Here is a 26,469-nt window from a genome sequence, read left to right as displayed (position 1 = left end):
CGATAGATTATTTCGTATTCTTCAACATTTTTTGGGTTTTTATTGAAAATTCGTTGTATATGTTTTATGATTACATTGATAAATCGGAAAGGTGGGGGTTAGATGAATAACTTAATTTCATTGCATAATGTAGGGAAAAAGTATGCTAATCGCTATATTCTTCAAGAGGTAACGATAGATGTAAATTCTGGGGATTCCATTGTTTTTACTGGGCATAATGGAACAGGGAAAAGTACATTGTTAAATATAGTGGGTAACCTTGTGAAAAGTGATACAGGAACCATTCGGTATATGCCGAATATTAGAATTAGTTATGTGCCAGAACATTTCCCTAAGATGAATATTTCTGCAAGTGCATATGTGGAAAATATGGCGCAAATTCAAGGACTCACGCAAGTAGAGGCAAAAAGAAAAAGTACGGAGTTGTTTGAAGCATTTTATATGTCAAATATGATTCAAACGCCAATTAAATATTTATCAAAAGGAACGTTACAGAAAGTTGCGGTGATTCAGGCACTCTTGGTAAAATCAGATGTGCTTCTTCTTGATGAGCCATTATCTGGGCAAGATAGTGATTCACAGAGATACTTTATACAGTATGTAAAGCAACTTAATAAAGAGGGAACAGCGATTGTAATGTCTTGTCATGAAAAATGGCTTATGAATACACTTTCAAAGACTGTCTATGAAATTGAAGATAAAACACTTGTAAAAAGAAATGATATATCAGAGCGTTCATTAGAGTATGTGCTTATGTCTTTTGATAAGGGGGAAAGATTGGAGATTGGAGATGTAGGTAGCTCGGTAAAGATAGAAGAACTTGTATTGAAAATAGAGAAGCAAGAGCAACTGGTTGAGATCTATGCAAAAAGAGAAAACAGTAAAATGATAGTATTAAAAATGATGGAAGCGGGATATGAGTTAAGGAGGATGACAGATGAAAGAATGGACTAAATTAATAAAATACAGAAACAGAATGTATTTGATGTCTAACAAAATTGTTGTTCCGTTAATTGTTTATCTACTATTTACCTATATCAGTTATAAGGAAAAACCTCAATTTTATATTCCAGATGTTATGGTCTCTTCAATAAGTGTTGGCTATATTATGTTTTGGATTTCCTTCACATTTTTTGAAAATGAAGATATTGTGGCAGAACGTGTTTTATATTGCAACATTCAGCAAAACAAATTAAGGTATTATGGTAGCAAGATTGCCACGCTTCTTTTAATTAGTGCTGTGTTAAGTTTTATAGGTGCAGCGTATCCATTTTTGGTAAATGCGGTAAATGGCTTTGAACTGTTTAAGACTTCTATTACATTTACCGATTTTTGCTGTTCGTTTGTAATTCATATGCTTATGTCCTGCATATTTGTTGCTGTTTCCTATCTGTTTCAACCAAGAAATATTTTTAATCGAAGACACGTAATCTTGCTTATGGTTATTATTGTTGTTATTAGCTTAGGTGGAAAGGGCATTATATCAAAATATGAGATGGCAAAATATGTTTTGTTGGTATTTCCACCAGTGGGTGCGATTATAGATTGCTTTTATGGTCTGGAATATTTCACAGTAAAGAGTATGCTTTCTGCTAGTCTGTATGCTGTAATCTATAGTGTTATCGTATTTGCAATAGGAATTTTTGTTGTAGACAAGAAAGATTTTTAATAGAATGATACGAAAGTACTAGGAAATTAATAGTTGAATAAATTGTTATCTTGTCTTATATAGGTGGGAAATGCTATAATAGCAGAGTGAACTAAAAAATAGAAATAAAAGTTCTGCAGTTTGTATATGGAGGTGCGGAAATGGAACGTTTTGCGTCCAATCTCAAGATGAAAGAGATAAAGAGACTTGCGCAGGATAAGCAATATCTAAAAGCAATGAAAATCCTAGAGTCTTTAAATGTTGATAAAATTAGAAGTATGTCCGACTTATCCGTTATTGCAGAGGTTCTTATAAGTAATGATGAATATGAAGATGCTATGGAAATATTACTGCGAATCTATGAGAAATCTTGTTCAAGAAAAGTCGTTGAGCAATTAATTGACTTGTCAATCAAGATGAAGAATATGGAGGAGACAGGGGAGTATTATCAAGAATACCTTCGAATTGCTCCAAGAGACCCCTATCGATTGGTATTGCAGTATAGAATAGAGAAAGCAACGCATATGCCATATGCACAGCGAATCAACACATTAGAACAGCTGAAACAAGAAGATTATATGGAAGAATGGGCATATGAGCTTGCAAAATTATATCATAAAGCAGGGCAAAAAAATAAATGTGTTGAGGAATGTAGCGATATTATTCTGTGGTTTGGACAAGGAATCGTGGTTGAGAAAGCACGTTTATTAAAGGAACATTATACAAGTGGATTTAATATTACAGATAATCTAGGAGCAGGGGAATTTGATGCAACTAGAAGTTTAGAAGAGGTAATCAAACAGGTAAAGCAAAGAAGAAATGTAGCTGTAAGCCAGCCAATAGTATCATCACCTCTTGATGTTGATAGTACAGTTTCAGATAATAAACAATTTGATAATGATGCTTTATATATTGATGGCGGGAACGTGACTGATATAGAAGGCACTTACGATGATTTGGCAGATACAGAAGAAATAGAAAGTCAAAGTATAGAAAGCCAAGGTATAGAGAGTCAAGAAATAATACCAGATATGATAGTAATACCAGATGAAATAATGATGCAGGAAGAATATGCAGAGAATGAGACTTCCGAAGCAGAATACATAGAAACACAAATGGTGGCAGAGGAATCTGAACGAGAAGAAAGCGAAGTAGAAGAAACTAAAATAGAAGAGCCTGAGATAGAGGTTTTGGAAACAAAGGATTCTCAAGAAGAGGTTCAAGAAGATGAACTCCCAATAACAAAAACAGAAAAGCAACAACCAGAAAAAGAGGAATCAGCAGCAACACAGGAGGAATCCAGATATGTTCTCACACCAGACATTGTAAGTGCGGTTAAGGCACGCGTAAAGGCTTTAGAAGAAGAGAATATGTTGTATAACTCATCAAAGAAAGAAATCTCAGAAGAAGTTCCAGAACCAGTGAAAGAAGAGGAAATCTCAGAAGAAGTTCCAGCGCCAGTGAAAGAAAAGGAAACCGCTGAAGTAGCTCCAGAGCCAACAAAAGAAGAAGAAATCCCAAAAGAAGAGAAAAAGTCTCCACCCAAGGATCTTACATTAACGACAGACGAGTTGCAGAAGATGAAAGAAAAGATGCAGCAACTACAGAAAAAGGATTCGAAAAAGACATATAATCATGATTCCTATGATATTAAAGAAGAAGATGGGACAGTATATGCATATGGTATTAATTTAAATACGATTTTCCAAAACTTTATTAATAATGATTCTATAAAGAATCAGTTGATTTCTATCTTAGAGAATATGGATAATAGTAAGAAGCGCAATAACTTTATGATTTGTGGAGATTCACAAACTGGTAAAACGTCATTAGCAAGAGCCATTGCAATTGTTATGTGGAAGTTAAATCGTATTCAAACAAAGAGAGTAGCGAAGATTAGTGCGTTGAAGTTAAATGAGATTAATCTGATGGAAAAGATGGGACAGTTAGAGAATGCATCTGTGGTAATTGAAAATGCAAGTTTTCTAAATGAGAAGGCTGTTAAGTCGATCATCGAGATGATAGAGTATTTTGATGGAAAGATACTTGTCTTGTTTGAAGATTATACAAGGAATATGGAAGAACTAATGGCAAGAGAAAAGGAACTCAGCAAATACTTCAATCATCGAATCATAATACCTCGTTATATTACGCAAGATATATTAGGTTTTGCATGTAATATGATTGTGCAGCAGGAATATGAGATAGAAGTAGATGCCGTAGTATATCTTGAAGAAAAGATAGCACAAATCTGCCGTACAACACCAAGTATAGAGCAGCTTGCAAGAACGAAAGATTATGTAAATGAGTTGATTAAGAAAGCGGAAACAAGAAATATGCTTTTATTAATGAAGCAAGCCAAAGAGGGTAAATTTTCTCAAAATGTAAAGAATACTATTGCAATAGACGATATTATTGACTAGAATTACAATGAAACAAAAAATGAGTTTAATTAGAATTATTTAGAGGGGAAATCTATGGTTGAAGAAGAAAAGAACAATATAATATACGTAATAGGACACTGTAATCCAGATACGGATTCTATTTGTTCTGCAATTGCATATGCTGATTTGAAGCGTAAAATAACAGGAAAAAGATACAAAGCGAAACGTGCAGGTCAAGTAAATTCGGAGACCAAATTTGTTCTTCGCTACTTTGGAGTTAATCAACCAGGTTATCTTCCAGATGTTCGTACTCAAGTTAAAGATATTGAGATTCGAAGAATCGGGGGAATTAATAGAGATGTTTCTATTCGACGTGCATGGGAAAAGATGACGGAGAATAGCGTAGTAACGTTGCCAGTTCTTGAATCAGATAAAGACCTTGTTGGACTTATTACAATTGGTGATATTACGAAATCGTATATGAATGTATATGATAATAAAATTTTATCGGTAGCAAAGACACCAATTGCTAATATATTAGATACTTTGCAAGGGGAATTAGTAGCTGGTAACCCGGATAAAATCATTGAATCAGGTAAAGTATTAATAGCGGCTGCAAATCCAGACCTTATGGAAAACTACATTGAGGAGAATGATGTCGTTATTCTAGGAAATCGTTACGAATCACAATTGTGTGCGATTGAGATGAATGCAAAATGTATTATTGTATGTGAAGGTGCACCAGTATCAAGAACAATTACAAAACTAGCACAAGATAAAGAATGCATCATTATTAAAACACCACACGATACGTATACAGTTGCCCGTTTGGTAAATCAGAGTATGCCAATCAGTTTCTTTATGAAGCAAGATGGGTTGGTAACATTTACAACAGAAGATTTTATTGATGATATTAGAACGATTATGGCGAAGAAGAGATATCGTGATTTCCCTATCTTAGATAAGAAGACGGGAGAATTCATAGGAATGATTTCCCGACGTAATCTGTTAGATGCGAAGAGAAAGCAATTGATTCTTATGGATCATAGTGAGCGTTCACAAGCAGTAGATGGATTAGAAGATGCAGAAATTATTGAGATTATAGATCATCACCGTATCGGTAGTATTGAAACGATGAGCCCAGTATTTTTCCGTAATCAACCGCTTGGTTGTACGTCAACAATTGTATATCAGATGTACCAAGAGAATAATATTCCAATAGAAAAAGAAATTGCAGGTTTACTGTGTTCTGCAATCTTATCCGATACATTAGTATTTCGTTCGCCAACTTGTACACCAGTGGATGAGGTGGCAGCTAAGAATTTAGCAGAAATAGCAGGAATTGAAATAGATTCATTTGCACAAGAGATGTTTACAGCAGGCAGTAATCTGCTAAGTAAATCACCAGAAGAAATCTTCTATCAAGATTTTAAGAAATTTACAGCGAGTGATTTAACATTTGGTGTTGGTCAAATTACAGCAATGAATCAAGAAGAGTTAGAGAAGATCAAGGGAAAACTAGTTCCTTATATGGAGAAAGCATTTAGAGATCATGGAGTAGAGATGTTGTTCTTTATGCTAACAAACATTTTGCAAGAGTCCACAGAGCTTATTGTACAAGGGAATGGGGCAAAAGAAGTTGTGAAGAATGCATTTGATATAGAGAATCCAGATGAGAAGATAATTCTTGAGGGTGTTGTATCAAGAAAGAAACAGTTAATTCCGTTATTAATGATGTCATTACAACAAGATAATAATTAGTATAGATAAAGCCAGAAGCAAATCACATATCTTATGTGATGCTTCTGGCTTTCCTGCATTATATCAAGGCAAAACTACGTAATAGATATACCCACATCGTTAATGTAACAGAAGAGAAAATTGTAGCCGTTACAACGATGCTAGAGGAAAGTAGGGCGTCATTATTCATATTCTTAGCCATTATGTAGCAAGTAACTGTTGTTGGAGATGCAAGCATAACTAAGATGGCAACCATCTCACCATTGCGAAAACCACAAAGATATGCGATAGGAAGAAAAATAGTAGGCAAGAGAATTAGTTTGATAAAGGTAGCAAGCATGGTAGGCTTAATTTTTTGAATTGCTCTCTTGCCCTCGAATGTAGCACCAACAACAAGTAAAGCAAGTGGTGTTGCAGTAGATGCAATACTAGTTACCGTTTTCAAAAACATGGTAGGAATAGAGACTTCTAAAAGAGCAAAAAGCAATCCTACGAATATAGATATAATAATAGGGTTTTTTAAGATATTAAAAAATGCAGTCTTAATTTTGTTCGTATCTTTGGTATTATCATTAGCATTAAATGTTAAAATAATAACACTAAATATATTATAAAGCGGAACAGAGGCAACAATCATCATAGGTGCCATACCAGAATTTCCATAGATATTTTGTACAAAGGCAATGCCTAGAACTGCGCTGCTACCACGAGCACTTGCTTGTATAAATGCGCCTTTCATCGTGTCATCTTTCATGAAAACGGCGGTAAGGAACCAAATAGAAAGGAACATGATAGTAGTAACAATCATACAGAAAAGTACAAACTTCAAATTGAAAGTCTCCTTAATATTGGCAGTTGCAATATCTTTAAAAAGGAGGCAAGGTAGTGCGATTTTAAATACGAATTTATCTGCAACAGAAGTAAAGTCTGCCGTTAACATATGCTTTTGCATAAGAATCCAGCCAACCAAGATAACAAGAAAGATAGGAACAGTAGCATTTAAACTAAAGATAAAGTTATTCATGGAAACCTCCGATAATAATATAATTTATGTCGTATATATTAGTACCATGAATTGCTGTTAAAGTCAAATTAGAGATGATTATGAAAATTATTACAGAGATAATAAGCAAAAATAGGACGAAAGCACTAGAAAAATTGGGAAAACGGTATCAATTTGCAATAAAAATTAAGTTAATACTTGATGTGTTGCGCAATTGTTATTATAATAGTAAATGGACTGAAATTGCTAAAATTTTAACAAGGAATAAACATTAATAAGGACTGTAATATAGGAGGACGTATGAAAGGACTAGTATCGACTAACAGTAACTGTATAGGATGTAACAAATGTATATCGGTTTGCCCCGTTGTAACTGCGAATAAGGCAGAGATAATAGATGGCAAAGCCCAAATACAAACGATGGAAGAAAATTGCATTGCATGTGGGGAATGTGTCAATGCCTGTGAACATGATGGAAGAGAGTTCCGAGATGATACAGAACGATTTTTTGAAGATCTAAAAAGGGGAGAAAAGATATCTATTCTTATAGCACCAGCTTTCTTGGCAAATTATCCGAAGGAATATGAGAGTATATTAGGCGGTTTGAAGAAGTTGGGAGTAAACCGTATGATTAGCGTAAGTTTTGGAGCAGATATCACAACTTGGGCGTACATATCATATATCACACAAAACAATTTTGTTGGAGGAATATCGCAACCCTGTCCAGCAGTAGTTAACTATATTGAGCATTATATACCAGAACTTATACCGAAATTGATGCCTGTTCAATCTCCATTATTATGTTCTGCAATATATGCAAAAAAATACCTTAACATATCAGATAAGTTAGCATTTATAAGTCCATGTATAGCGAAAAAAGCAGAGATTGATGATAAGAATACATTTGGCTATGTCAATTATAATGTGACATTTTCAGGGCTTATGAGCTATATGAAGAAACGAAACATAAAAGGTGAAAGACACCGTGATGAAATAGAATATGGACTTGGAAGTTATTATCCAATGCCAGGTGGTTTGAAAGAAAACGTAAATTGGTTCTGTGGTAGGGAAGTATTAATTCGCCAAATAGAAGGTGGAAATCATACATATCGTTATTTACAGAAGTATAAAGCACGAATTGAGCAAAACAAGAAATTGCCATTTATGGTAGATGCATTGAATTGTAGTGGTGGTTGTATCTTTGGTTCTGCGATAGAGCAGGAAAAGAGAGATGACGATGACGTAATCTATGAATTAAAAGAGATTAGCCAGAGAGCAAAAAAACCTGGAACGAAAGGGCCATTTTGCACAGGTCTAAAGCATGAGCAAAGATTAAAAGAATTAAATAAGAAGTTCAAAGATTTAAAACTTGAAGATTTTCTTCGAAAATATACAGATAAAAGCAGTGAGAGTTCGTTTAAGAATCCTACGCCAAGCGAATATGAGCAAATCTATAAGAGGATGCAAAAGGATACAAAGCAAAAGCAAGAAATCAATTGTGGAGCTTGTGGATACCAGACATGCAAAGAGATGGCATGTGCAATCTTTAATGATTGTAACCAACCAACTTTTTGTGTACATTATATAAAAGAATTAGTAGAGCAAGAGAAGATTCAAACAGAAGAGCAATCACAACAGATACATATAGCACATGAGCAGATGAGGGACAAGAATGCTCAGATAAAGAGTATGGTTGCTAATGTTGCAGAAGATTTTGAAAGTCTTGATGAATCGATTGAGCAGATGGCAAAGGGGAATAATTCAAATGCAGACGAAAGCATACAAATCAATGCTTCTATGTCAAATGTAGTAGAGTTTTGTACACAGTTAAAGAAATCGTTTACAGTAATAGAGGAATTGTTAACAGATCTTGAACAGAATAATAATGATATAACAAAGATTGCAGCAAAGACGAATCTATTGTCCCTGAACGCTTCCATTGAGGCTGCTAGGGCAGGAACCGCAGGAAGAGGATTTGCAGTAGTAGCGAATGAAATCAAGAACCTATCGGATTCAAGTAAAGAAGCGGCAATTGATAGTAATACGAATAAAGTAGAGATAAGCAATGCCCTTGCAATTCTTGTAGGCGAGGCGGATAACTTAATTCAAGTAATAGATAAAGTAAATGAAAGAATTGAAAATCTTGCAGCAAGTTCAGAAGAAATAGCAGCATCAACAGATGTGATGAATGCAGTAGCAGGAACATTAAGGACAAAGATAAATAACCTGCTTGAATAAAGAACAGTAACAATAAAAGGCAACAACTTGAGCAAAAAATTGCAAAGTGTGTTGCCTTTTTCTATTAAACATAATCTACTATTATTAGCCCATTTTAAAATTGATCTTAAGTGGGGTACGAAGATTCTTGCCACCTTTAGATTGCACTTTTGTTGTAACGTTAAGGGTGTAAGTATCTGTTTGTGAATATGGTTCAAGTGGTTCTATTTCAATCGTATTATTAAGTGTATCATAACGGATAGAAGTACGAAGAACAGCCTGATTTTGATTTGTAACATAGAGATTTACATTATTAACCGATTTTGGATTTAATGGGGTGTTGAATTTTACTTTCCAAACAAAAAGATTGGTTCGGAATTTGATGTCTTGTCGAATCTTTTTCTTGACATCTTCCGAGTTTGTTTCAACGTCTAAATAATTGGAAGCCATAGGATCACCTCTTTATATAAAAATTTATGTTAAAATACCTTATGATGTGCTAAAATAGTTATTAAAATTGTAATCTTTTTTGAGAAAAATGTCAATCGTATAAAAGTCTTATACGTAAAGAATAAATGGTTGTGCTGAAAGGAGCATGTTAGATATATGTCGAAAGAAGTTTGGAAAGCGGGAAATATGCTTTATCCACTTCCTGTTGTAATGGTAAGTTGTGAGAGTGAAGAGGAAAAACCGAATATAATTACGGTAGCTTGGGCAGGTACAGTATGTACGAATCCACCGATGGTATCGATATCTGTACGTCCAGAGCGCCATTCCTATGCAATGATAGAAAAGTCAAAAGAATTCGTTATTAATCTAACGACAAAGGATTTGGTGAAGGCAACAGATTACTGTGGCGTTCGTTCAGGAAGAGATGTAGATAAGTTTAAAGAAATGGGACTAACGTTGCAAGAAAGTAGTAAAATAAAAGTACGAGGAATTAAAGAGAGTCCTGTCAACATAGAATGTAAAGTAAGGGAAATTATTAAATTAGGTTCCCATGATATGTTTCTTGCGGATGTTATGGCAATTCAAATTGATTCTTCTTTGTTGAATGAAAAAGGGAAATTAGAGCTTAGCAAGTCGAAACCAATTGTGTATTCTCATGGGGAGTATTATGATTTGGGAAATCTACTTGGTACATTTGGTTATTCCGTGAAAAAAGACAAGGGTAAGAAGCCAGCAGCGAAACAAAGAAGCAAGCGACAGAAATAGAAAATAGTAGAATAGTAGTGAGACGGGAGATTTGGGTTTATGAAAATCAGCTACATTAGAATTCGTAATTTTAAAGTAATAAAAGATATGACGATTAACGAAGTTGAAAACGCTTTGATATTAGTGGGGAAAAACAATACAGGAAAAACGGTAGTATTAGATGCAATCCGTGCAATTACTGGAGATTATATAGTAACAAAATCGAATTTTATTCAGTCTGATAAACCGATTTTGATTGATTTAAAGGTTGAAATAACAGAAGAGGACTTGCTGATCTTTCACGAAAAGGGGGTTGTAAGTCGTTATAAACGTTACGATTTGTGGGAGAAAGATTTCATGATGAAACTGCCATCTTTTCAAGAAGGAGTTTTGTCATTTCAATGCATGATAACACCAGGTGGAATTATTAAGTATAATGATGGTGTGAAGAAGAATAATACGTACATTAAGCTTGTTGCACCTAAGATTTATTTTATTGATCATACTAGGAATACAGATATGATTCAAGATGACGTGTTTGCTGTGTATGATAAACAAGATTTAGTAGGATTGCGTGAAAATGTATGTATGTTTGATTCAGCAAAACCATGTGTAAGCTGTTTTCAATGTGTAGGTGTGATATCTAAGAAAAATCCAAGTGAATTAACAGTATATGAAACGGTACGTTTATTAGAACATAAATTATATAATATGAATGTACAGCAGTTTTCAGATAAAGTGAATCAATACTTTTATCAAAATGGAAGTGTTTCGCAGAGAGTGCGTTATACGGTTAATTTTAATGTAGAGGACATGTTAAAGATTGAGACGCAAATCTTCAATGAGGAACGTGGCACAGAAGGCAATTTAGACATGTTAGGAGAGGGACTTAAGAGTATCTATGCCTTGTCACTTTTGCAAGCGTATATAGATGAAACAACAACACTGCCATGCATTATTATGATTGAAGATCCGGAGATTTATCTTCACCCACAATTACAGAAGCAGGCAAGTGAGATCCTATATCAGTTATCAAAGAAGAATCAAGTTATGTTTACAACACATTCACCTAATTTGATTTTTAATTTTTCACAAAAGCAGATCAAACAAGTTCTTCTTGATAATGAACATTATACAACGGTACGAGAAGATGCAGATATCGATGAAATCCTTGATGATTTAGGGTATACAGCGAATGATATGATGAATGTGAATTTTGTGTTTATCGTAGAAGGAAAGCAAGATAGTAGTAGATTACCGATGCTTTTAGAAAAATATTATTCAGAAATCTATGATGATACAGGAAAGTTGCAAAGAATTTCAATCATCACTACGAATAGCTGTACGAATATTAAGACCTATGCGAATTTAAAATATATTAATCAGTTGTACCTAAAGGATCAGTTCCTTATGGTGCGAGATAGTGATGGTAAGAATCCAAAACATCTAGTAAAACAGCTCTGTAGCTACTATCGCCAAAGAGCGACAGAAGATGTGGATAAGTTACCTCATGTGACACCAAAGAATGTATTGATACTAAAATACTACTCATTTGAAAATTATTTTCTTGATCCTAAGATTATGACAAAAATAGGTGTTGTGAAGAGTGAAGAAGAGTTTTATAATATTCTTTATACGAAGTGGAAAGATTATCTTTATAAATTAGGAAGTACAAAACGATTAATTAAGAATTTTAATCTTCGTATCAATAATAAGAATGATTTAAAACCAAACATGGAATTAATTAAGACATATGTTCGTGGGCATAATCTGTTTGACATCTTCTATGGCCGCTACCGTGGAGATGCTCAAATTGAGATTTTACAAAGATATATTGATTATGCTCCTAGAGATACATTCAAGGATATTTTGGATGCGATAGATTCATTTGTATATTTTGAAAATAGAAGAAAGTAGTAAATGATACATTTTTTAATAATTAGTATTAGCAATAGTCAGTTTGGATTGTGGGTATACTAAAATTCTAAAGAAAAATAATATGGAGGAAGATATGAATAATATTGTATTAGTAGGAATGCCAGGGGCAGGGAAAAGTACGGCAGGTGTAATATTAGCAAAAGTTTTAGGATATCAGTTCATTGATTCCGATTTACTTATACAGAAAAGAGAAAAGAGTTTATTACATGAGATTATTGCAACAAAGGGATTAGATGCTTTTATAGAGATTGAGAACCAAGTAAATGCTTCCGTAGAGGCAGAGGAATCTGTAATTGCCACTGGTGGTAGTGTAATCTATGGTAAAGAGGCAATGGAGCACTTACGAGAGATAGGAACTGTCGTTTACATAAAGCTAAGCTATGAAACACTAACAAACAGGCTTGGTAATATAAAACAAAGGGGTGTGGTGCTCAAAAAAGGACAGGATTTAAAAGGGCTATATGAGGAGCGATGTCCATTATATGAGAAGTATAGTCATCATATTTTAGACGCAGAAGGTATGGACGCAGAGGGATTGGTTCAGGCAATTTGTAATCTTATGTTTACAAATTAAGAGTTTATGGTATAATCATATATGTGAAAAATTTAGAAAATGGGAAACTGTGCCGAAATATTACCGTTACTAGGTAGTTCAAATAGGAAACAATAGAGGTGTGTTATGGAGCAATTTATTATAAAGGGTGGGAAACCGCTTCATGGAGAAGTTACAATAGGTGGCGCTAAAAATGCCGCTTTAGGGATTTTAGCAGCAGCAATAATGACAGATGAAACAGTTACAATAGAGAATTTACCAAATGTACGCGATATAAATGTTATGTTACAAGCAATAGAAGGAATTGGCGCGAAAGTAGAGCGTGTAAGTGAACATGTAGTTAAAATAAGTGGTGGTCAAATAAGTAGTATTAGCATTGATTACGAATATATTCGTAAAATCCGTGCTTCGTACTATTTATTAGGCGCACTATTAGGAAAATACAATCAAGCGCAAGTTGCATTGCCTGGTGGTTGTAATATAGGTAGTAGACCGATTGACCAGCATATCAAGGGATTTGAAGCTCTTGGTGCGTCTGTAAAGATTGAATATGGAATGATACATGCAAAGGCAGACAAATTAGATGGAAATCATATCTATCTTGATGTAGTTAGTGTTGGTGCTACAATTAATATCATGCTTGCAGCGTGTATGGCTGAAGGAAAAACAATTATTGAAAACTCAGCAAAAGAACCACATATTGTTGATGTTGCAAACTTCTTAAATAGTATGGGAGCAAATATCAAAGGTGCTGGAACGGATATTATTCGTATCAAAGGTGTTGAGAAATTACACGGAACAGAGTATTCAATTATTCCGGACCAGATTGAAGCAGGAACATTTATGTTAGCAGCTGCAGCAACAAGAGGAGAAGTTCTTGTTAAGAACGTTATTCCTAAGCATCTTGAAGCAATTACAGCAAAACTGATAGAGATTGGTGCTACCGTGGAAGAGCTTGATGATGCTGTATTAGTAAAAGCAACGTCTCGTTTAGGTAATACCCATGTAAAAACATTACCATATCCAGGATTCCCTACGGATATGCAACCTCAAATCGCAACATTACTTGCGTTATCGAATGGAACAAGTATTGTTACAGAGAGTATATTTGAAAACCGTTTAAAATACGTTGATGAACTTGCACGTATGGGTGCAACTGTCAAAGTAGAAGGCAATAGTGCAATTATCACTGGTGTAGAAAAATTAACTGGTGCAATTGTTAGTGCCCCTGATTTACGTGCTGGTGCAGCATTAGTAACAGCAGGATTAGTTGCTGACGGATTTACTATTGTTGATCAAATCCAATACATTGAACGTGGTTACGAGGATTTTGAACGTAAGATGCAAGATCTTGGAGCAGATATGGAAAAAGTAGATGTAGAAGATGAAAAAGCAATTATGAAATTCAAACTAAAAGTAGGCTAAGTGATAGAATAAAAAGCTGCTATCTTGAGTAGCTCCTAGTATGGAGTAATCAAGATAGCAGCTTTTTTATGTTTTGTGGGTCTTAAAGTCATACTTTTTCATGCAAGCATGAAACGTATGACCTTCTGACCCTTGCATTATTATATAATTGCTTGAATCGATAGAGATTTGTTCTTTGATAAATCAATGAATTGGTTTCCTACTTGTACAACAGGATTTGCTAAAGAATGTTTGTTTAACATAATAATCATTCCTTCAGAGCCATCACTCAAACGAACGGTATTCATCACATAAGTTTGAAACATTTGCTCGAAGAAAACAACTAAGTATGCAGGGTCGTATTTCGTATAGCCTTCCTGTTCGAATATATGCAATACTTCAAATGGACAGAGAGGATCACGGTATACTCGTTTGGAAGTTAGGGCATCATATACATCTGCTATAGAAACGATACGAGCAAAGTTTTCAATAGAAGTACTATTTAATTGATGTGGGTAACCAGAACCATCTAGTCGTTCGTGGTGCATAAGAGCCGCCGTTTTAATTCGCTCATCAATATTCTTATCTTTTAAAAGCTCATACCCAATTAACGTATGTTTCTTAACGACATTGTATTCGTCCTCAGTAAGCTTGTCTGGTTTCATAATAATAGATTGGGGAATCTCTAATTTGCCGATATCATGAAACAATCCACATAAAGTAAGAACTTCTAGCTCTTCTTGTGGAAGTTTTATCCAGTTTCCGAAAACGTGACAAATCAAGGCAACGTTTACACAATGAGTATACGTATTATCATCATAGTTTCTCATGCAATTTAGCATATCAAAAAGATGAATCATATTTCTTGAAGTTTCTAATATATCATTTGTAAAGTGAAGCAAGTTTGCTACGTCAAGGGGAGCATCGTTATGAATTACGTTATTAAGGTAATTCTGAAAATATTCTACACAACCGTAGAATTTCTTCTGAAATTGAGCGAACTCCTCTGTATCACGAATGTTAGAAAGATGGGATTCTTGTGAAATGCTATCCATTGGAACAGCATCCGTAGTGATGTTTCCTTGTTCATCAATGCGAACAGTAAGACTCTGAATGGAATAAAATTGTAACTTGGTTATAATTTTATCAGTCAAAATAGTATCTCTAGCTACTAATATGTGACCAGAAAAATCTAAAATATCTCTGGCGAGAGTCATACCTGGGACTGCTTTGCTTAAAAAAATGCTTTTGAATTTCATAGTTCATCACCTCTCATAGTAAAACACGAACTTAAATCGTTTTTATGTAAAAAATTTGTTATCTATAGTATAGAAATATTAAAACGAAAAGTCAATAAAATGAGCATACAAAAACAGCATAAAACATAGGAAATATATCCTATTGCAACTAAATAAAACAGTGTTTTCGTGCTAAAAAAAATAGTAATTGACGAAAATGGAGATTTGGTGTACTATAAAGATACCCCTAGGGGGTATAAAAATGACAGTTTATTATTATAAGCTAAAAACCATAGTTTTATAGTGATATATTTAAAAGAAAGGATAGAATGCGAAAGCATAGGTGAATGTATGAAAGAGACAACACTTCAAGTTGATGGAATGACATGTGCTGCATGTAGTAGTGGAGTAGAGCGTGTTGTTAATAAACAGCAGGGAGTAGAAACTTGTGAAGTAAACCTAACAACGGGTAAAGCACGAATTATATATGATGAGAAGCAAATCACGGTAGATACGATTAAAGAGAAGATTGTAAAAGCTGGATTTCAACCAAAAGATATAGAGAGTAGTAGTGAGGAACAGATTTTTGAGCAAGAGGAAGAGCAGCTACATGTTGCAAAAAGGCGTTTGATAGGAGCGATAATATTAGCAATTCCACTACTTTATCTGTCTATGGGACATATGTTACCGTTTGAAGTATATGTTCCGGAATTTATAAGTATGGAAAGACCATTGAATTTTGCAATTGCGCAGTTACTACTTACAATTCCAATTCTCTATCTTGGACGAAACTTCTATATCGTGGGATTTCGTACTTTATTTAGAGGAAATCCGAATATGGATTCTCTTGTTGCAATAGGAACGACAAGTGCATTCCTCTATAGTTTGGTTATGACAATTAAGATACCAACAGACACGCACGCAGTACACAATCTATATTATGAATCAGCAGCAGTTGTAGTTACACTAATTATGCTAGGTAAGTATATGGAAAAGAGAAGCCGAAGTAAAACTTCTGGAGCGATTAAGAAGTTGCTAGAGCTAACGCCAGATACTGCTTGTAGAATTGTAGATGGTGTAGAAGAGGTGATATCTATTGGACAGTTAAGCGTTGGTGATATCGTTGTGATTAAACCAGGAAGTAAAGTACCTATGGATGGTATTGTAACATCGGGAAGCAGTAGTGTAGATGAATCGATGTTAACAGGGGAGAGTATTCCTGTTGAAAAGCAAGTATCCGATGAAGTGATTGGTGGAAGTATTAACTATAATGGTGTAATGTATGTGAAAGTTACAAGAACTGGTGAAGATACAACGTTATCAAAGATTATCAAATTAATTGAAGATGCACAATCAAAGAAAGCACCAATTGCCAAGATCGCAGATAAAGTAGCAGGAATTTTTGTACCAACAGTTATAACAATTGCAGTTGTGGCAGCGATTGTTTGGTTGGTTCTTGGATATGAATTTGCATTTGTATTAAAGATATTTGTATCAGTATTAGTAATTGCGTGTCCTTGTGCGCTGGGACTGGCAACACCAACGGCAATTATGGTTGGAACTGGTCTTGGAGCGAGTAACGGAATATTAATTAAGAGTGGAGAAGCATTAGAGACAACGCACAAGGTTGACGTTGTTGTACTAGATAAGACCGGAACAATTACGAACGGAAAGCCACAAGTCACTGATGTGATTAGTAATTCCTACGAGCAAAACGAATTACTAGTAATAGCTTCTAGAGTAGAAGCAGTTTCCGATCATCCACTAGCGAAAGCAATTGTGAATAGGGCCAAAGAATTAATACATGAGAATCCCACATTAGATACATTGATACAGTCAAAACGTTTTACAGTAAAGGAATTTCAGAATATAAGTGGTAAAGGTGTAGAGGCAGAATTTGAAAATGGTTCGAAGATTATTATTGGAAATGAAAGAATGATAACAGATTACAACATTGCGCTAGAACAATATAGGGAAGAAGCAAACCGTTTGGCAAATGAAGCAAAAACGCCGATGTTTGTAGCGATTGATACTATGTTAGTTGGAATTATCGGTGTAGCGGATACCATTAAGGATACAAGTATAGAAGCCATTGAACAGATTAAAAAGTTAGGCATTAAAGTATATATGCTAACAGGAGACAACAAGCTGACAGCCGAGCATATTGGCAAACAAGTTCATGTTGATGAGGTAGTTGCAGAAGTGTTACCAGCTGATAAAGCAGATGTTGTAGCAAACTTGCAGAAAAACAACAATGTTGTTATGATGGTAGGAGATGGAATTAATGATGCCCCAGCGTTAGTTCAAGCTGATATTGGTGTTGCAATTGGTAGTGGAAGTGATGTAGCGATTGAGTCTGGAGATATCGTATTGATGAAATCAGGTTTGCAAGATGTATACAAATCAATTCGTCTAAGTAAACTAACAATACGAAATATAAAACAGAATCTATTCTGGGCATTCTTCTATAACATGATTGGTATCCCAATTGCCGCAGGTGTATTCTATGGATTAAATCAGACATTACTTAGTCCAATGATTGCAGGTTTTGCAATGTCATTAAGTTCAGTTTGCGTAGTTGGTAATGCACTTAGACTTCGAATGAAGAAATTATAAACGAGAATAGGGTTGAAAGAAAATAAAAGTAAAGGAATCATGTAGCTCGTTGATTCTTTCAACCATTTTATTAGAGCAGTATCGCAAGCAAGCTTGCGATATACATGGGTGTAAAGATGGAGGATTGCTCTTGTAATAAAGAATGTGGCTCGTGTAAGACGAAACACAGAGATGATAAGGAATACAGAAATCTTATGAATCGCTTAAACCGAATAGAAGGGCAGATTCGTGGAATTAAAGGCATGGTTGAAAAGGAATCTTACTGTGTAGATATCCTTACACAAGTAACAGCGATACAGGCAGCACTTAATGGCTTTAATAAAGTGCTATTGAGCAATCATATTAAAACTTGTGTTGTAGATAATATTCGAGAAGGCAATGAGGAAGTAATTGATGAGTTATTGTCTACGATTCAGAAGGTGATGAAGTAACTCTGCATTTGGCAGACATCACTTGTGAAAAAGCATGAATAATAAATTCAAAAAATATAAGAGCAAGATATAGAAAGGATGAAGGATATGACAACATTAAAAGTAAAAGAAATGAGCTGTAACCATTGCGTAGGTAGAATTGATACGGTATTAACAGAGGCAGGAATTGCACATAGTATTCAATTAGATAATAAGACAGTTACAATCGAAAATGCTAGTGACGTTGCAAAAGCGATTGAAGAGATGGACGATATCGGATTCACAGCGGAAGAAGAGTAGGTTTGTGATGATTTTTATCGCTTGGAATTGTTGAGCGAAAACTCAATTTAATTGTTTAAGAAATTGCCAAAGCAAAGGACTGATATCCTGCTTTGGCAATTTTGGTTTTTAGTATCTTTTATAAATATCTCCTCTATTGTTTGCGTCAATGACACAGATTATATATTGACCATTATCAATAGTGTAAATGATTCTAAAATCACCTACACGTAACCGATAAAGCTCTTTATGCCCTTGTATGGGCTTTGTATCACCATTTGGTAACTGATAAATTGCTTTCAAAATATGAGATGCTTTTTCTTTTGATTGCTTTTTGATGAATTTCATTGCCTTTTTTTCAATCTTAATTGTATACTTCATCTTCTAATCCCAATTCTTTCACTAAATCTTCAAAAGAAATACTTTCATGTTTTTCGGGGTCATCATCATTTAGATAATCATTCGCCATTCGCATACAAAATAAATCATCTTCTATTTCATCATCAAGTTGAAACCCTTTTAGAAAAGAAACAATATAGGGAATTTTATAATCTGGTATTTTGTCGATAATGCTTTTTGCAACCTCTTTATTACTCATATTACCACATCCTTTTGATATAATTGATTTACTAATATAAGTATATCATATTATGTTTAAAAGTGTAAAGGCTATTCAGTTTTCAAGGTGCAGTTACCTTTGGTTGCCATATCTAAAAGGTTGTTTTTGTTTACAGCAACAGAATGCAGACCATAGTCTTGTGATGATTTTTATCGCTTGACAAAACAAAAAAACTCTTTTACAATCAAAGTTACAGTAAGTCAACGTTAGCGTTGATTTTGAGACCGTGAAGAGGATTAGTATATTAGAATGAATATCACAGAGAGAGAAAGAATGGTGAGACTTTCTTATATTTATCTAATAGAACCTACCTTGGAGTTCCATATGAAAGTGTGGCGTAGGCACTGCGTTAAAGGGTGTAAAGGAGAACAACATTTTTGTTGTTAATTAGGGTGGTACCGCCGAAGTCTTTCGGTCCCTTGTGGACTTGAGGGCTTTTTTGTTTTATAGAAAAGTATTTAGTACTATTCTTAAATAAGATAAGCCTAAAAGTTAAGTTGTCAATTCATTTAGTGATTTGGAACCGGATGGTAATCTAATTCACTACAATCACAAAAAAGGAGAAAGAGATAACATGGCAAAGGAAAAGAAATTAGTAGAAGCGATTACTTCGATGGAAGTGGATTTCGCACAATGGTATACGGATGTTGTAAAGAAGGCAGAGCTTATTGACTATTCAAGTGTTCGTGGTTGTATGATTTTACGTCCAGCAGGATATGCAATTTGGGAAAATATACAGAAACAATTAGATGCTAGCTTTAAAGAAACAGGCGTTGAGAATGTATATATGCCAATGTTTATTCCAGAGAGTTTATTACAAAAGGAAAAGGATCATGTAGAAGGTTTTGCACCAGAAGTTGCTTGGGTAACACATGGTGGATTAGAACCATTACAAGAAAGATTATGTGTAAGACCAACATCAGAAACATTATTCTGTGATTTTTATTCTAATATCATTCAATCTTACCGTGACCTTCCTAAATTATATAACCAATGGTGTTCTGTAGTACGTTGGGAAAAGACAACAAGACCATTTCTTCGTTCACTAGAATTCTTATGGCAAGAAGGTCATACAGCACATGCAACAGCAGAAGAAGCAGAAGAGAGAACAATTCAAATGCTTAATTTATATGCCGACTTCTGTGAAAATGTATTAGCGATTCCTATGGTAAGAGGACGTAAAACAGATAAAGAAAAATTCGCTGGAGCAGAAGCAACATACACAATTGAAGCATTAATGCATGATGGTAAAGCGCTTCAATCAGGAACAAGCCATAACTTCGGAGATGGATTTGCGAAAGCATTTGAAATTCAATATACAGATAAAGAAAACAAACTACAATATGTACACCAAACTTCATGGGGTATGATAACTCGTCTTATCGGAGCAGTAATCATGGTACATGGTGATGACAGTGGTCTTGTATTACCACCAAGAATTGCACCAGTACAAGTAATGATTATTCCAATTGCACAACATAAGGAAGGTGTATTGGAAAAAGCAGCAGAGTTAAAAGAAAAATTAAAGGGATTTTCTGTTAAAGTAGATGATTCGGATAAAGGACCAGGTTGGAAGTTCAGTGAGCAAGAGATGCGTGGTGTTCCAGTTCGTATAGAAATCGGACCAAAAGATATCGAAGCAAACCAAGCTGTTATCGTAAGAAGAGATACGAGAGAAAAGATTGTTGTATCTTTAGATGAAATTGATAGTAAGATAGCTGAAGTATTAGAAGCAATGCAAGTTGAAATGTTAGAACGTGCAAGAAATCATCGAGATGCTCATACGTATGAAGCACATTCTATGGAAGAATTCACTGAAACAGTTGCAAGTAAACCAGGTTTTGTGAAAGCAATGTGGTGTGGAGATCAAGCATGTGAAGATGAAATCAAAGAGAAGACAGGTGCAACATCACGTTGTATGCCATTTAAACAAGAACACATTAGCGATAATTGTGTATGTTGTGGTAAAAAGGCACAATCTTTGGTTTACTGGGGTAAAGCATACTAGGAAGATGAAGCAACCTTAAGATGAGGTTTAACTCATCATCGTCCTAGAATATTAGGAAAGGAAGCGTACAAGCTGTCTGCTTAACAAAATATTTGTTTTAGTAGATTTGATATACGCAGGGACATAGTATGATAATTCAAATGCCAGAGAAAGTGCAAGAGATTATCCAGACACTTGTAAGTCATGGTTTTGAAGCGTATGCAGTAGGCGGTTGTGTACGTGATAGTATATTAGGACGCATACCGGGAGACTGGGATATCACAACTTCAGCGAAACCGGAGCAAGTAAAGAGCTTGTTTCGAAGAACGATAGATACTGGAATTGAGCATGGAACAGTAACGATTATGCTTGATAAAGAAGGGTTTGAAGTGACAACATATCGAATCGATGGGGAATATGAAGATAATCGTCATCCAAAGAACGTTGAATTCACTTCAAATCTAGTTGAAGATCTGAAACGACGAGACTTTACAATTAATGCAATGGCATACAATGAGCAAGATGGAATTGTTGATAAATTCGATGGTTTGGGCGACATTAATAGGAAAGTGATTCGATGTGTTGGAGATGCAGAGGAACGTTTTGATGAAGATGCACTACGAATACTGCGAGCGATTCGATTTGCAGCACAGCTTGATTTTACGATTGATGCAGAAACAGAAACAGCAATAGAGAAAAAAGTAAAGTTCTTAAGTAATATAAGTGCAGAGAGAATCCGCGTAGAACTAGAAAAACTCTTACTCTCGAAACATCCTGAAAAACTAATACATGCTTACAGACTTGGAATAACAGATATTGTTATTCCAGAGTTTGATAAGATGATGGCGACTCCGCAGAATATGTCATCCCATATCTATGGTGTAGGAGAACATTGTGTTGTAGCAATACAGGCAATGCAGAAATTATTCGGTACTGTTCCTTACGTGGAAGATGCAAAGGAGCAACAGGAGTTTTCTTTAGACCATAAACTGCAAACAATTCTTTGTTTTACTATGTTGCTGCATGATTGCGGAAAACCGAACAAAATAACAACAGATAAGAACGGAGCAGATCATTTCTATGGGCATGCAGAGGAAAGTTCTATCTTAGCGAAGAAAATACTTCAAAGACTCAAGTGTGATAACTATACAATTGATACAGCGATAGCGTTGATTAAATATCATGATTATCCATTAACAGCGGATAAGATGAAACTTCGTAAAGCGGCAAATAAAATAGGTGTAGAATTGATGGAACTATTGTTTTTGGTAAAGGAAGCGGATTCCTTAGCACATGCAAAAACTGCTTGTGAATCTCGCTTGAAAGAACTATATCAAGTGAAAGAAGTATATAGAGAAATCTGTGAAGCAGAAGATTGCCTATGTTTAAAGGACTTAGCCGTAACAGGAAAAGATTTGATGGAGATAGGTTTGGAACAAGGAAAGATGCTAGGAATGGTCTTAAATCAATTATTACACCATGTATTAGAAAAGCCAGAAGACAATAAGAAAGAGTTCTTGCTTGAATATGCGAAGTTAGTGTTACAACAACAGAAGAAAGATTAATAAAGTAGAGTTGGTATAAAATTGGCGAATACGTCCAGTTTATACTAGCTCTATTTATTTTTCAATTTATGACTAAAAACTTTCAGAATTATTTAAAAATTAAGCTTCTATAATAGGTATTTGTCTCATAAGATTAACAAGAAAGACATCCACAAATGGGTGTTTTAGTTAACTGATTAGGAGGGCTAAATGTGGAAGATAGACACGAGGAAATCTGGAAGCAGTACAATATGGCAATCCGTAATGTATATCGTGTAAGGGGTGCATATATATTAGAAACCGATCAAGGTTTGAAACTATATAGAAGCTATGAAGGTTCAGAGAGTAAGGTGGAATTTGAACAATCAGTTAAGGAGCATCTACGCAAAACAGGATATGCGAATATTGATTTATATTTGCGAAATCAAAACGGAGAACTTATTACAACTGATTCAATGGGGACAAAGTACATAATTAAGGATTGGTTTAATGGAGACGAATGCAACCTTCGTGAGGAGAGAGACATTATAGCGGCTTCTGCAAATCTAGCTAATTTACATAGTTATATGCAAAATGTTCAAACCGGGCTTGAAGATCAAGATGCGAAATATATTCATAACTTAGAGGTTCAGTTTGACAAACATAATAGAGAACTGAGAAGAGTAAGAGCATATATCCGTGATAAGAAGCAGAAAAATGAGTTTGAAGTATGTTTTCTTAATGTGTACAACAAATTTTACGAGCAAGGAGTAACAGCTCTCGAAATTCAGAAAAAATCAGATTATGAGAATCTATTAAAGCAATGTATTACAAATAATACGATGTGCCATGGTAATTACATTTACCATAATATATTAATGCGTTCAGATAGCATCGCTACGACAAATTTTGAAAAAGTTTGTGTGGGCGTTCAGATGCTAGATTTGTACTGCTTCATCCGTAAAGTCATGGAGAAGAACAATTGGAATGTTACATATGGTAATTTAATTATTGAGGAGTATGATAAGGTTAGAACAATATCAAAAGAAGACTTGAAGATATTGTATGTACTATTACTGTACCCAGAGAAGTTCTGGAAAGTAACGAACTTTTACTATAATGCACGTAAATCATGGGTTCCAAGGCGCAATATACAAAAACTAATGAACCTGTCAGAGCAGGCAAAAGATAAGGAAGCGTTTTTAGAGCAGTTAGAGAGATTAATATAAGAAGATGAAAAACTATCGTATGTTGGAAGATGTACGGTAGTTTTTTGTTGTATAACCTTCTTGAAATGTACTTGATTTTTCTCAAGGATTATTGTATAGTATATAAGTCAAAAAGCTATATATCGTGTGTTCGAGACCTTCCACACGTTAAACAAAACTAAAGGAGAAATGAATATGAAGAAAGAAAAAGTTCAGTATTTAACACAAGCAGCCATGATTGCAGCAATCTACGTTGTATTGACATCTCTATTCCAACCATTTGGATTTATGGATGTGCAAGTACGTGTTGCAGAAGCATTAACAATCTTGCCATTTTTCACACCAGCGGCAATCCCAGGATTATTCGTGGGATGTTTGTTGGGAAATATGCTTGGAGGAGCTTGTTTACTGGATATTATCCTAGGTAGTTTAACAACGTTAGTAGCAGCAGGTGTTTCATACCTGTTAAGAAGAAACAAATATTTAGTAGCATTGCCACCGATTATCGGTAATGCGATTGTTGTTCCATGGGTTCTAAGGAACGGATATGGTTTAGCAACACCAATACCTCTTATGATGGTAACGGTTGGAATCGGAGAAATTATATCATGCGGAATATTGGGAACAATGTTATTACTTGCATTAAACAAGTATAAGAACGTAATCTTTAAACAAAGAGTAGCATAAGATAGGACAACGATGAGCCTAAATTGAAATTGTCGTTCTAACACAATAAATATAATAAATTTGTTTAAAACAAAAACAAGGTCAGAATACAAATGAGTGATAAGAAAGTAAATGGTAAAAGAAACCGTTATATACTTTCCTGTCACTCATTTGCGTTTAGGTGTTTTTATTTCAATTGTTTAGAAATATCTTATTTGAGCTGTTTCAGAGTCAGTTGCTTTATTAAGAGTCATTTAGTGCTTAAGAAAATATTAAGAGAATATTAAGGAAACAAACGTTCGGATTGCGTTGTCAGAAGAGCGTGAATATGGTATAATGCTATGCATATATATCAAAAATTATTCATTAATTTGCTTGTACTTGTATATCAGTACAATAGATATGCAAAACTTCATTACCTACCCTGCTTCTTCGCTGCTGTTCTATAATTAAGAAACGGTAGTGAAACGCCTATAGTACTTCTTGGTGTGTATATCCATAACCTAGGAAGGCGAGGCATGGACGCCGAGCCAGTCTGAGCTGAGGCAGGATGCCGAATCGAAGACGGTTCCGTAAGCTTTCAATAATTGTCCATACACACCTAGAAGTACTTAGGTGTGCAACGTGTTTCGTATTATAGAACAGCAGCGAAGAAGCAATGAAGACATATCAAAGTTTTGCATCATAAATTAAACGACACAAGTACAGCAATTGACAGAAGCTAAGATGGGAGTGAGGGAATGCGATTTATACATTTGGCAGATGTGCATTTAGGAATGCAACCAGATATTAAGAGAGATTGGAGTCAGGCTAGAAGTAAAGAGATATGGAAGACATTCGAGAACGTTATAAATCAATGTGAAGAAGAGTCTGTTGATTTGTTATTAATCGCAGGAGATCTATTTCATAAACAACCATTACTAAGAGAATTGAAAGAAGTGAATTACCTTTTTAAACGGTTAACAAAGACCCATGTAGTAATGATGGCAGGTAATCATGACTATATAGGTCAAACATCAAACTATATAAATTTCCCTTGGGCAGAGAATGTACATATGTTTGAGCAAGAAGAACTTGCTACTTATTATATTGAGGAAATAAATACAAGGATATATGGGTTGAGTTATTTGACGAGAGATATTGCGGAAGCAAAATATCATCAATCTGTGTTGCTAAATCCACGAGAGATATCCATTTTACTAGCGCATGGTGGGGATGAGAAAAACATACCAATTGACAGGAAAACAATAGTGCGATTAGGATATACGTATGTGGCACTTGGGCATATTCATAAACCTACAAAGTTTAGCAATCAGATGGCGTATGCAGGTTCACTCGAACCATTAGATAAGACAGAAACAGGAGAACATGGTTACATACAAGGGGACATAAGCAGGTATGGAGATGAATTTCATACAGATATAACATTTATACCATGTAGTACTAGGCAATATATATCGCTAGTAATAGAGGTTCAGCCACAGATGACGCAGTTAGAGGTTATGGATATGATATGTGAACAAATCCGTAGTAGAGGAATGAATCATATCTATAGTATTGTGTTAGAAGGAGCAAGAGACGTAGATGTTAGTTTTGACGTGGATGAAATAGTAACACTTGGCTATATTGTAGATGTGGAAGATTTCACGATACCAGACTATGATTTTGATGAACTGCGTATAGAGAACAGGAATAACATTATCGGAATGTACATAGACAAGATTCGAAGTTTGGAATATGACGATGAAGTGATAGACAAGGCACTATATCTAGGAGTAAAAGCGCTAATGAAGCAAAACCAAAGATAGTAGCGAAGTAACTAGAGAGAATTCGGATAGAGGC

At 34.8% G+C, this 26,469-nt stretch carries 22 protein-coding genes and 1 other annotated feature; of the genes, 17 read left to right on the top strand and 5 right to left on the bottom strand.

Annotated features, from left to right (window positions below):
- Nucleotides 1-102 precede the first annotated feature (102 nt).
- The 4 genes from RMR19_RS07280 to RMR19_RS07265 all read left to right on the top strand — a co-directional run bounded on the left by RMR19_RS07280 (nt 103) and on the right by RMR19_RS07265 (nt 5,793).
- Entirely contained in the window at nt 103-954 is an 852-nt protein-coding gene (locus RMR19_RS07280; protein ID WP_310602839.1) for an ABC transporter ATP-binding protein, read from the top strand.
- Entirely contained in the window at nt 938-1,669 is a 732-nt protein-coding gene (locus tag RMR19_RS07275; protein ID WP_310602838.1) for a hypothetical protein, read from the top strand. Before RMR19_RS07280 ends, RMR19_RS07275 begins: the two co-directional genes overlap by 17 nt.
- 140 nt (nt 1,670-1,809) lie before the next feature.
- Nucleotides 1,810-4,071, top strand: coding sequence for an ATP-binding protein (locus tag RMR19_RS07270; protein WP_310602837.1), 2,262 nt, complete (start codon nt 1,810-1,812; stop codon nt 4,069-4,071).
- 54 nt (nt 4,072-4,125) lie between these two features.
- On the top strand, nt 4,126-5,793 hold the full coding sequence (locus tag RMR19_RS07265) for a putative manganese-dependent inorganic diphosphatase (protein WP_310602836.1): 1,668 nt from the start codon (nt 4,126-4,128) through the stop codon (nt 5,791-5,793).
- 58 nt (nt 5,794-5,851) lie between these two features.
- On the opposite strand, the gene RMR19_RS07260 is transcribed toward RMR19_RS07265, so the two are convergent.
- Nucleotides 5,852-6,796 carry an AEC family transporter gene (locus RMR19_RS07260; RefSeq protein ID WP_310602835.1) on the bottom strand — a complete coding sequence of 315 codons (945 nt, stop codon included), beginning with the start codon at nt 6,794-6,796 and terminating at the stop codon, nt 5,852-5,854.
- A 279-nt stretch (nt 6,797-7,075) separates the two neighbouring features.
- On the opposite strand from RMR19_RS07260, the gene RMR19_RS07255 reads away from it, so the two are divergent.
- Nucleotides 7,076-9,013, top strand: coding sequence for a [Fe-Fe] hydrogenase large subunit C-terminal domain-containing protein (locus RMR19_RS07255; protein ID WP_310602834.1), 1,938 nt, complete (start codon nt 7,076-7,078; stop codon nt 9,011-9,013).
- 84 nt (nt 9,014-9,097) lie between these two features.
- Here RMR19_RS07255 and RMR19_RS07250 read toward each other — a convergent pair whose 3' ends face one another.
- The gene (locus RMR19_RS07250) at nt 9,098-9,442 is read right to left on the bottom strand and encodes an Ig-like domain-containing protein (RefSeq protein ID WP_310602833.1); all 345 of its coding nucleotides are present in this window, start codon (nt 9,440-9,442) and stop codon (nt 9,098-9,100) included.
- A gap of 156 nt (nt 9,443-9,598) precedes the next feature.
- Here RMR19_RS07250 and RMR19_RS07245 point away from each other — a divergent pair, with 156 nt between their 5' ends.
- From RMR19_RS07245 to RMR19_RS07230, 4 genes are all read left to right on the top strand, one after another.
- Nucleotides 9,599-10,207, top strand: a complete 609-nt coding sequence (locus RMR19_RS07245) for a flavin reductase family protein (RefSeq protein WP_310602832.1) — start codon at nt 9,599-9,601, stop codon at nt 10,205-10,207.
- Nucleotides 10,208-10,246: 39 nt separating this feature from the next.
- Nucleotides 10,247-12,103: an ATP-dependent nuclease gene (locus RMR19_RS07240; protein WP_310602831.1), complete on the top strand. Its 1,857-nt coding sequence runs from the start codon at nt 10,247-10,249 to the stop codon at nt 12,101-12,103.
- 94 nt (nt 12,104-12,197) lie between these two features.
- Nucleotides 12,198-12,698, top strand: coding sequence for a shikimate kinase (locus RMR19_RS07235; RefSeq protein WP_310602830.1), 501 nt, complete (start codon nt 12,198-12,200; stop codon nt 12,696-12,698).
- A 105-nt stretch (nt 12,699-12,803) separates the two neighbouring features.
- A complete protein-coding gene (locus tag RMR19_RS07230; RefSeq protein ID WP_310602829.1) occupies nt 12,804-14,102 on the top strand; it encodes a UDP-N-acetylglucosamine 1-carboxyvinyltransferase in 1,299 nt (432 codons plus the stop codon).
- Nucleotides 14,103-14,242: 140 nt separating this feature from the next.
- Here RMR19_RS07230 and RMR19_RS07225 read toward each other — a convergent pair whose 3' ends face one another.
- Nucleotides 14,243-15,340, bottom strand: coding sequence for an HD-GYP domain-containing protein (locus RMR19_RS07225; RefSeq protein ID WP_310602828.1), 1,098 nt, complete (start codon nt 15,338-15,340; stop codon nt 14,243-14,245).
- A 330-nt stretch (nt 15,341-15,670) separates the two neighbouring features.
- Here RMR19_RS07225 and RMR19_RS07220 point away from each other — a divergent pair, with 330 nt between their 5' ends.
- The 3 genes from RMR19_RS07220 (at nt 15,671) to RMR19_RS07210 (ending at nt 18,645) form a co-directional block, all read left to right on the top strand.
- Nucleotides 15,671-17,935: a heavy metal translocating P-type ATPase gene (locus RMR19_RS07220; protein WP_310602827.1), complete on the top strand. Its 2,265-nt coding sequence runs from the start codon at nt 15,671-15,673 to the stop codon at nt 17,933-17,935.
- Nucleotides 17,936-18,039: 104 nt separating this feature from the next.
- Nucleotides 18,040-18,366, top strand: a complete 327-nt coding sequence (locus RMR19_RS07215) for a metal-sensing transcriptional repressor (RefSeq protein WP_331654665.1) — start codon at nt 18,040-18,042, stop codon at nt 18,364-18,366.
- Nucleotides 18,367-18,453: 87 nt separating this feature from the next.
- Nucleotides 18,454-18,645: a heavy-metal-associated domain-containing protein gene (locus RMR19_RS07210; protein WP_310602826.1), complete on the top strand. Its 192-nt coding sequence runs from the start codon at nt 18,454-18,456 to the stop codon at nt 18,643-18,645.
- Nucleotides 18,646-18,753: 108 nt separating this feature from the next.
- Here the strand turns inward: RMR19_RS07210 and RMR19_RS07205 are convergent, their stop codons facing one another.
- Together RMR19_RS07205 and RMR19_RS07200 are read right to left on the bottom strand one after the other, a co-directional pair.
- Nucleotides 18,754-19,005 (bottom strand): type II toxin-antitoxin system RelE family toxin, encoded by a 252-nt coding sequence (locus RMR19_RS07205; RefSeq protein WP_310602825.1) that lies wholly within the window; start codon nt 19,003-19,005, stop codon nt 18,754-18,756.
- Nucleotides 18,989-19,222: a hypothetical protein gene (locus RMR19_RS07200; protein ID WP_310602824.1), complete on the bottom strand. Its 234-nt coding sequence runs from the start codon at nt 19,220-19,222 to the stop codon at nt 18,989-18,991. Before RMR19_RS07200 ends, RMR19_RS07205 begins: the two co-directional genes overlap by 17 nt.
- Before the next feature lie 238 nt (nt 19,223-19,460).
- Nucleotides 19,461-19,666: a binding site (T-box leader), on the top strand.
- 151 nt (nt 19,667-19,817) lie between these two features.
- On the opposite strand from RMR19_RS07200, the gene proS reads away from it, so the two are divergent.
- The 5 genes from proS (at nt 19,818) to RMR19_RS07175 (ending at nt 26,435) form a co-directional block, all read left to right on the top strand.
- Nucleotides 19,818-21,251, top strand: coding sequence for a proline--tRNA ligase (gene proS / locus RMR19_RS07195; RefSeq protein WP_310602823.1), 1,434 nt, complete (start codon nt 19,818-19,820; stop codon nt 21,249-21,251).
- Between the two features lie 128 nt (nt 21,252-21,379).
- Nucleotides 21,380-22,795: a CCA tRNA nucleotidyltransferase gene (locus RMR19_RS07190; RefSeq protein WP_310602822.1), complete on the top strand. Its 1,416-nt coding sequence runs from the start codon at nt 21,380-21,382 to the stop codon at nt 22,793-22,795.
- A 191-nt stretch (nt 22,796-22,986) separates the two neighbouring features.
- A complete protein-coding gene (locus RMR19_RS07185; RefSeq protein ID WP_310602821.1) occupies nt 22,987-23,982 on the top strand; it encodes a CotS family spore coat protein in 996 nt (331 codons plus the stop codon).
- Between the two features lie 174 nt (nt 23,983-24,156).
- Nucleotides 24,157-24,648, top strand: coding sequence for a QueT transporter family protein (locus tag RMR19_RS07180; protein ID WP_310602820.1), 492 nt, complete (start codon nt 24,157-24,159; stop codon nt 24,646-24,648).
- Nucleotides 24,649-25,367: 719 nt separating this feature from the next.
- Nucleotides 25,368-26,435 carry a metallophosphoesterase family protein gene (locus RMR19_RS07175; protein WP_310602819.1) on the top strand — a complete coding sequence of 356 codons (1,068 nt, stop codon included), beginning with the start codon at nt 25,368-25,370 and terminating at the stop codon, nt 26,433-26,435.
- Nucleotides 26,436-26,469: the final 34 nt, after the last annotated feature.

Source organism: Anaerosporobacter sp., from assembly GCF_031551385.1.
In the GTDB taxonomy this organism is placed as follows: domain Bacteria; phylum Bacillota; class Clostridia; order Lachnospirales; family Lachnospiraceae; genus Anaerosporobacter.
The sequence above is the reverse complement of the archived record's forward strand: the minus strand, read 5'-3'. Positions and strand labels throughout refer to the sequence as shown.